This window comes from Mycobacterium sp. E2238 (assembly GCF_001672665.1).
Classification (GTDB): domain Bacteria; phylum Actinomycetota; class Actinomycetes; order Mycobacteriales; family Mycobacteriaceae; genus Mycobacterium.
This window is the reverse complement of sequence record NZ_LZKF01000084.1, coordinates 1-7,764: the sequence shown is the minus strand read 5'-3', so window position 1 is coordinate 7,764 and position 7,764 is coordinate 1. Positions and strand designations below refer to the sequence as shown.

Genomic DNA, 7,764 nt, shown 5'->3' with positions numbered 1-7,764 from the left:
GTCGTCGAGCGCGGGGTCGCGCCGCCCGGCGATCGGAAAGCCCACCGCCACATCGCTACTCGCGCTCAGCTTGGCCAGCAGCACCGCCAGGGCGGCCTGCACCACCATGAAGCTGGTCGCATTGTGTTCGCGGGCCACCGCCGAAACCTGCTGCTGCAAGTCGGCGGGCCAGTCGATCGCCACCGTGGCCCCGCGCTGGTCGGCCACCTGCGGGTAGGGGCGGTCGGTGGGCAGCTGCAACCGCTCCGGCATGCCGGCCAGGGCCTCTTCCCAGTAGGCCAGCTGGGCGGCGATGCGGCTTTCGCTGTCCTTCAGATCGCCGAACTGGGCGCGCTGCCACAACGTGTAATCCACGTACTGGACCGGCAATTCGGCCCACTCGGGGGCCTGCCCCGCGCACCGGCTGGCGTAGGCGGCGCCGAGGTCGGCGGCCAGCGGCCGCAGCGACCAGCCGTCGGCGGCGATGTGGTGCACCACGGCCACCAGCACGTGTTCGTCGTCGGCGACGCGGAACAGCCAGGCGCGCAACGGAATATCGGTCGCCAGGTCGAAGGTGCCGCGTGCCGCGGCCTTGACGGCCTCGTCCAGCCGGCTCGCCGACCAGCCGGTCGCGTCGACGACCTGCCAGCCGAAATCGGCTCGCTCCGCGGGAATGACCACCTGCTGGGGCGTTCCCTCGGGCGCCGCGAACACGGTCCGCAGGCTCTCGTGGCGGGCCACCACGTCGGCCAGCGCCGCACCGAGCGCGTCGGCGCCGAGCCGACCACGCAGGCGCATGGCCGCCGCCATGTTGTAAACCGGTGACGGGCCTTGCAATTGGTCCAGGAACCACAGCCGGCTCTGGGCGAACGACAGCGGGACCACCGCCGGCCGGGGGCCGGCCACCAACGGCTCGAGGCCGCCAGCGCTTTCGCCGATCCGGGGTGCCAGCTGGGCGATGGTGGGCGCCTCGAACACGGCGCGCACCGACAGGTACTCGTCCAGGTCGGTGTTGACCGCGGCGATCAGGCGCATCGCCAGAATGCTGTCGCCGCCCAGGTCGAAGAACGACTGGTCGATTCCGACGCGATCGACCCCGAGCACCTGGGCGTAGATGCCAGCCAGGATCTCCTCGGTGGGATTGGTGGGGGCGCGATAGCCCGAGGCGGTGTATTCCGGTGTGGGGAGGGCGCGGGTGTCGAGTTTGCCGTTGACCGTCACGGGTAGCGCCTCGAGCACCACGATCCCGGCCGGGACCATGTAGCCCGGCAGCCGCTCGGCCAGGGCGGCGCGCATCGCGGCCGGCTCGGCGGCTCCGGTGATGTAGCCGACTAGTCGCTTATCGCCGGGGCGGTCCTCGCGGACGACGACCACCGCTTCGTCGACGCCGTCCAAAGCTGCGAGGGCCGAGCGGATCTCGCCGATCTCGATGCGGTAACCGCGAATCTTGACTTGCTCGTCGGTGCGTCCGACGTACTGCAGTTGGCCGTCGGCGCCCCAGCGCACCAGGTCCCCGCTGCGATACATCCGTTGTCCGGGCTCGCCGAACGGGCAGGCCACGAACCGCGACGCGGTCAAGTCGGGCCGGCGCACGTATCCCAGGCCCACCCCGCGCCCGGCGACATACAACTCCCCGATCACCCCGACCGGCACGGGCCGCAACCAGCCGTCCAGCACGAACAGTCCTGTCCCTGGCACCGCCGAACCAATCGGCGGCGCACCGGATTTCGCGGTCAGCGGGGTGCTCATGGACGCGAAGATCGTGCTCTCGGTCGGGCCGTAGACGTTCATCATCGCCCGCCCTGGTGCCCAGCGGTCAACCAGCTCCGGGGGTACGGGCTCCGCGCCGATCACCAGCGCCGCGGAGTCCAGGCCTTCCGGTGACAGCATGCGAACGGCCGCCGGGGTCTGACTCAACACCGTCACCTTCTCGGCCACCACCAACGCATGAAAATCCTTCGGCGAGCGCGCCACGGCCTCCGGGACCACCACCAGTCGCCCGCCGTGCAGCAGCGCCCCCCAGATCTCCCACACCGAGAAATCAAAGGCATACGAATGGAACTGCGTCCACACCTGCCCTGGCCCCAACACCACCCCCACCGCCGGGGCGTCGAACAACCGGGTCACATTGGCGTGGCTGACCGCCACCCCCTTGGGCACACCGGTGGTCCCCGAGGTGTAGATGATGTGCGCGACATCCTCAGGATCCGGGCCCGGGGGCGCCGTGGCGGGCTGCGACTGCAGTGCGGGGCTGTGCACGTCGATGACCGGCAACACATGCCCGGCCAACTTCTCGGCCAGCGCCACGCTGGTCACCGCGGCAACCGGCGCGGCGTCGGTCAACATGAACTCGACCCGCGCCTCGGGCAACCCCGGATCGATCGGCAGATACGCCGCCCCCGACTTCAGCACCCCCAGGATCGCCACGATCGCCTCGGCCGAGCGGTCCAACAACACCGCCACCGACTCCCCCGGACCCGCACCCCGGGCAATCAGCGCATGCGCCAACCGATTCGACGCCTCATCCAACTCCCGATACGACAACGAACGACCCGCACACCGCACCGCCACCGCCCCCGGCACACGCACCACCTGCGCCGCAAACAACCCCGGAATCGACGCTGGCAACCACGGCTGGGACAGCACCGCGCGGTTGCCGAACTCGTCGAGTCTGCGGTGTTCGCCGGCGTCCAGCGCGTCCGTCGCCGACAGCCGCCGCCCGGGGTCGGTGGTCATGGCCAACAGCACCCGGCGCAGCCGCTCGATCAGCGTCGCGATGGCGTCGGTGTCGAAAACGTCGGTGTCGTATTCGACGCGCAGCCGCAGTTCGTGTCCCGGCTGGGCCTGGATCGTCAGCGGGTAGTGGGTGGATTCCCGGCTGGCGATGTCGGTGATGGACAGCTCTTGTTCGCCCGACAGCGCCGCGGCGTCGATCGGATAGTTCTCGAAGGCGAACAGGGTGTCGAACAGCTTGTCCTGACCGGTGATGCGGTGAATTTCGTTGAGCGCCAAGTGCTGGTGGTCGAGCGTGTGGTTGTAGGCGGCCTGCAGCTGCTCGAGCAGGTCGGCGGCGGTGGTCGTCGGGGTGATGTTCGCCCGTACCGGCACCGTGTTGATCAACAGGCCGACCATCGAGTCCGCACCGGGGACCTCGGCCGGCCTGCCCGAGACGGTGGTGCCGAACGCGACGTCGTGCTGACCGGTCAGCCAGCACAGCAGCTGGGCGTAGGCCGCCTGCAGCACCGTGTTGACGGTGGTGTGGCACGAGCGGGCCAGCTCGCCGATGGCCCGGGTGAGCTCGGCCGGCAGCCCGAACGTCTGAACGCCTTGCTCCCCCGGCTGCAGCTGGTCCTGGCGACCGACCAAAGCCGGGGTGTCGAAGCCGGCGAACACCTCGCCCCAGGCGGCGCGGGCGGCGTCGCGGTCGCGCGCGGCCAGCCAGCTGACGAAGCCGCGGTAGGGCGCCGCCGCGGGCAGCCGCTGGCCGTAGTAGCCGGCGAAGATGTCGCCGAGCAGGATCGGCATCGACCAGCCGTCGAGGACGATGTGGTGGTTGGTCAGCACCAGCCGGTGCCGGTCGACCGCGGTGCGGACCAAGGCCACCCGGAAGGGCGGCTGGCCGGCCAGGTCGCACACGGCGGCGCGCTCGTCGGCGCAGAGCCGCGCAACGCGCTCCTCGACGTCGGGGGCGCCATCGAGCTCCCGGTACTGCCAGGCCGCCGCCGGATCGGCGGAGATGACCTGCACCGGCTCATCGAACTGGTCGAAGAATCGGGCCACCAGGTTCGGATGCCGCTCGACCATCGCGTGCACGGCCTCGCGCAGGCGGTCGGGGTCGAGCGGGCCGCTGACCGTGATGTCGAGCTGCCCCGCGTAGAGGTCACCGGAATCCTGGCCGGCCCCCCGCACGGTGTTGGCGTGGAAGAGCAGCCCCTGCTGCACGGGGGTCAGCGGTAGCACGTCGGCGATGTGGCATTGCCGCTGCAGCTGGTCGATCTGCTTCTGGCTGAGGCGAGCGGGCGCGATGTCCGACGGCGTCAAACCGCCGCCGCCGGAATGCACGTGGGCGCAGATCCCGGCGAGGGCCTCGAACCACAGCCGGCTCAGCCGCGCGACTCGGTCCTCGTCGAGCGTCGACGGCGCCCACGTCCAATTGGCGTGCAGCCGCGGGCCCGTCTCGGAGTCGACGGTGGCCGCGTTCAACTCCAGCGTGTGCATCAGCGGCATGGGTATCGCCGCGGCGGCCGCGGTGACCGAGCCCTGCACTGGTCGCCACATCTCCTCGGAGAGTTCAGCCGATCCGCCTTGGCGCCCAAGATAATTGAACCCGATCGTCGGGTCGGGACTGGCAAGGTCGGCGTCGGCGTTCAGGTAGCGCAGCAGCCCGTAGGTCAGCGAATCCGGGAGGGCGCGCAGTTGCTCCTTGGCGTCCTTGAGCACCGCACCCAACGTCTGGTCTCCGGAAACCACCTGCGCCCAACGCAATTCACCCATGGCCAGAGACACCGGATACTTCACGGTGAACCACCCCACGGTGTGGGACAGGTCGACGTCGCGGCCCAGGTCCTCGTTCCGGCCGTGGCCCTCCACGTCGATGCCGATCGGCGCCACGCCGGTGCCCAGGAATTCCGCCACCGCCACGGCGAACGAGATCAGCAGGATGTCCTGGATGCCGGCGCGGAACGCCGCCGGCACCTCGCCGAGCAACATGCCGGTGGTCTCGGCGTCCAGTTCCACCGAGAGGTGCCCGGCGGTGGCGAAGGTGTCCACCTCGGGCCGCACCGCGGGCAGCGCCGCGGGGGTGGCCGCCACCTGCTTCCAGGTGTCCAGCTGATCCACCACGTCCGGGTGGTGCGCGCGCTCGGCCAGCTGCGACGCCCACCGGGCGAACGACGTGCCCGCCGTCGGTAACGCCACCGGCTGGCCCAGGCGGTGCTGCGCCCAGGCAATGTTCAAGTCCTCCAACAGGATTCTCCAGGACACCCCGTCGACGGCCAAGTGGTGGATGATCACCACCAGCTGGCCGGTGGAGCTGGCCCACAGCGCGCTCAGCATCGTCCCGGCCGCCGGGTTCAACCGCGACCGCGCCTCGGCCAGCGCCGCGTCGGACAACTCGGCCACGGTGTGCACGCAGTCGCGGGCGTCCACCGAACCGGGCTCCGGCACCGTCAGCGACCAACCGTCGGAGCCAGTGTCCAGGCGCAGGCGCAGCATGCCGTGCCGGTCGAGCAGTGCCTGCAGCACCACCAGCACGTCCGCCTCGCCGACCCCGGCGGGGGCCTGCACCAGCATCGTCTGGTTGAACTGGTCGACCTGCCCGCCCGCCCGTTCCAGGCCCTGCAGCCAATGCATGATCGGCGTGACGGTCACCGGGCCCACACCCTCGTCGGCCACGTCGGCACCGGCGTCGGCGACCTCGGCCACCCGGGCCAGCCGGGCCACGGTCTGCTCGACGAAGATGTCGCGCGTCCGGCAGATCAACCCGGCGGCGCGCGCCCGCGTCACCACCTGCATCGACGAGATGCTGTCGCCGCCGAGGTCGAAGAAGGAGTCGTCGACGCCGACGCGGTCGAGCCCCAGCACCTGGGCGTAGATGCCGGCGAGTATCTCCTCGACGGCGTTGTCCGGGGCGCGGTATTGGTCGACGTCGGAGTACTCCGGGGCGGGCAGCGCGCGGGTGTCGAGCTTGCCGTTGGGCGTGAGCGGCAGCGCGTCGAGCACCACCACTGCGGCGGGGATCATGTACGCCGGCAGCCGTTCGGCCAGCGCGGCGCGCACCCCGGCCGGATCGGCCGTCCCCGTGACGTAAGCGACCAGGCGCTTGTCACCGGGTCGGTCCTCCCGGGCGATGACGACCGCCTGCTCCACCCCGTCCAGCCACGCCAGTGCCGCTCGCACCTCGCCGAGCTCGATGCGATAACCGCGGATCTTGACCTGCTCGTCGACGCGGCCGAGGTAGTCGAGCTGCCCATCGGCGCGCCAGCGCACCAGGTCCCCGGTGCGGTACATGCGGGTGCCGGCCCCGCCGAACGGGCACGCCACGAACCGCGCCGCGGTTAGGCCCGACCGCCGCCAATATCCGGACGCCACACCGGAACCGGCCACGTACAACTCGCCGATCACGCCGACGGGCACCGGGCGCAGCCGCCCGTCGAGGACGAACAACGCGCCGCCGGGCACCGGCGACCCGATCGGCACCACACCTGACTCGGCGGACGCCACCGTCAGGGGCTCGCTGACGGCCGCGTACACCGTGGCCTCGGTCGGGCCGTAGGCGTTGATCATCGCTCGGCCCGGCCCCCACCGGTCGACCAGCTCGGCCGGGCATGCCTCGCCGGCCACCACCAGGGTGGCCGATTCCAGGCCGTCGGGCGCCAACATCGCGGCGGCCGAGGGGGTTTGACTCAGCACGGTGACTTGCTCGGCCACCAGCAGTGCGTGCAGGTCTTCCGGCGAGCGCGCCACCGACTCGGGCACCACCACCAGCCGGCCGCCGTGCAGGAGCGCGCCGAAGATCTCGTGGACCGAGACGTCGAAGGCCAGTGAATGCCACTGCGACCACACCCCGGCGCGCGGCAGGCCGGCGTCCATGCGCGCCAGCAGTTGGGTCGCGTTCCGGTGGGTGACCGCCACACCCTTGGGGACGCCGGTGGTGCCGGACGTGTAGATGAGGTAGGCGAGGTCCTCGGGGCCCGGCGCCGCCGGTGTCGCGCCGGGTTGGGCGGCGAGGTCCGGGTCGTCGATGTCGATGACCGGCACGTCGTGACCGATGAGCCGGTCGGCCAGGTCGGCGGTGGTGATGACGGCCATCGGCGCGGCATCGGAGAGCACGAATCCGATGCGGGACTCGGGCAGCGCCGGGTCGATCGGCAGATAGGCCGCCCCGGACTTGAGCACCGCCAGGATCGCGACGATCGCCTCCGCCGAACGCGAAAACAGCAGGGCGACAGACTGTCCCGGCGCGGCCCCGCGGCCGGCCAATACGTGCGCCAACCGGTTCGCGGCCTCGTCCAGCTCGCGATAGGTCATCGATCGGCCGGTGCACACCAGAGCCACGGCCTCCGGTGTGCGGGCCACCTGGGCGGCGAACAGCGCCGGAATGGAGACCGGCGCGGCCGGCGGCCCAGCCAGCACCGCCCGGTTTCCGATCTCGTCGAGGCGGGCATGTTCGGCCTCGTCGAGCAGATCCACCGACGACAACGCCTGGGTGGGGTCGACGGTCATGGCGGTCAACACCCGCTGCAACCGCCCGACGAGCGCCTGGATGCTGTCCGCGTCGTACACGTCGGTGCGGAATTCCACCGTTCCGCCGATCCCGGCGGGCTCGCCGGCCTCGCTCCAGCGCTCGGCCAGCGAGAAGGTCAGGTCCATGCGGGCGGTCTGGGTGTCCACCGGCATCGGCGTGATCTCGACGTCGCCCAGGGCCAGCCCGCCGACCGGGCCACCGCCTTGCCCGGCGAAGTTCTGCCAGGCCAGCATGACCTGGACCAGGGGGTGGTGGGTCAGGCTTCGGGTCGGGTTGAGCCTTTCCACCAGCACCTCGAAGGGCACGTCTTGGTGTTCGTAGGCGGCCAGGCTGCGTTGCCGCACCTGGGACAGCAGGTCGGTGAAGGTGGGGTCGCCGGCCACCTCGACGCGCAGCACCAGGGTGTTGACGAAGAACCCGACCAGGTCGTCGAGCGCGGGGTCGCGCCGCCCGGCGATCGGAAAGCCCACCGCCACATCGCTACTCGCGCTCAGCTTGGCCAGCAGCACCGCCAGGGCGGCCTGCACCACCATGAAGCT

Annotated in this window: 1 protein-coding gene; it reads right to left on the bottom strand. The window is 71.0% G+C overall.

Features of this window, described 5'->3' with window-relative positions; all coding sequences use genetic code 11:
• A partial coding sequence (locus A5711_RS07040) for a non-ribosomal peptide synthetase (RefSeq protein ID WP_156744812.1) occupies nucleotides 1–7,764 on the bottom strand: 7,764 nt, incomplete at both ends.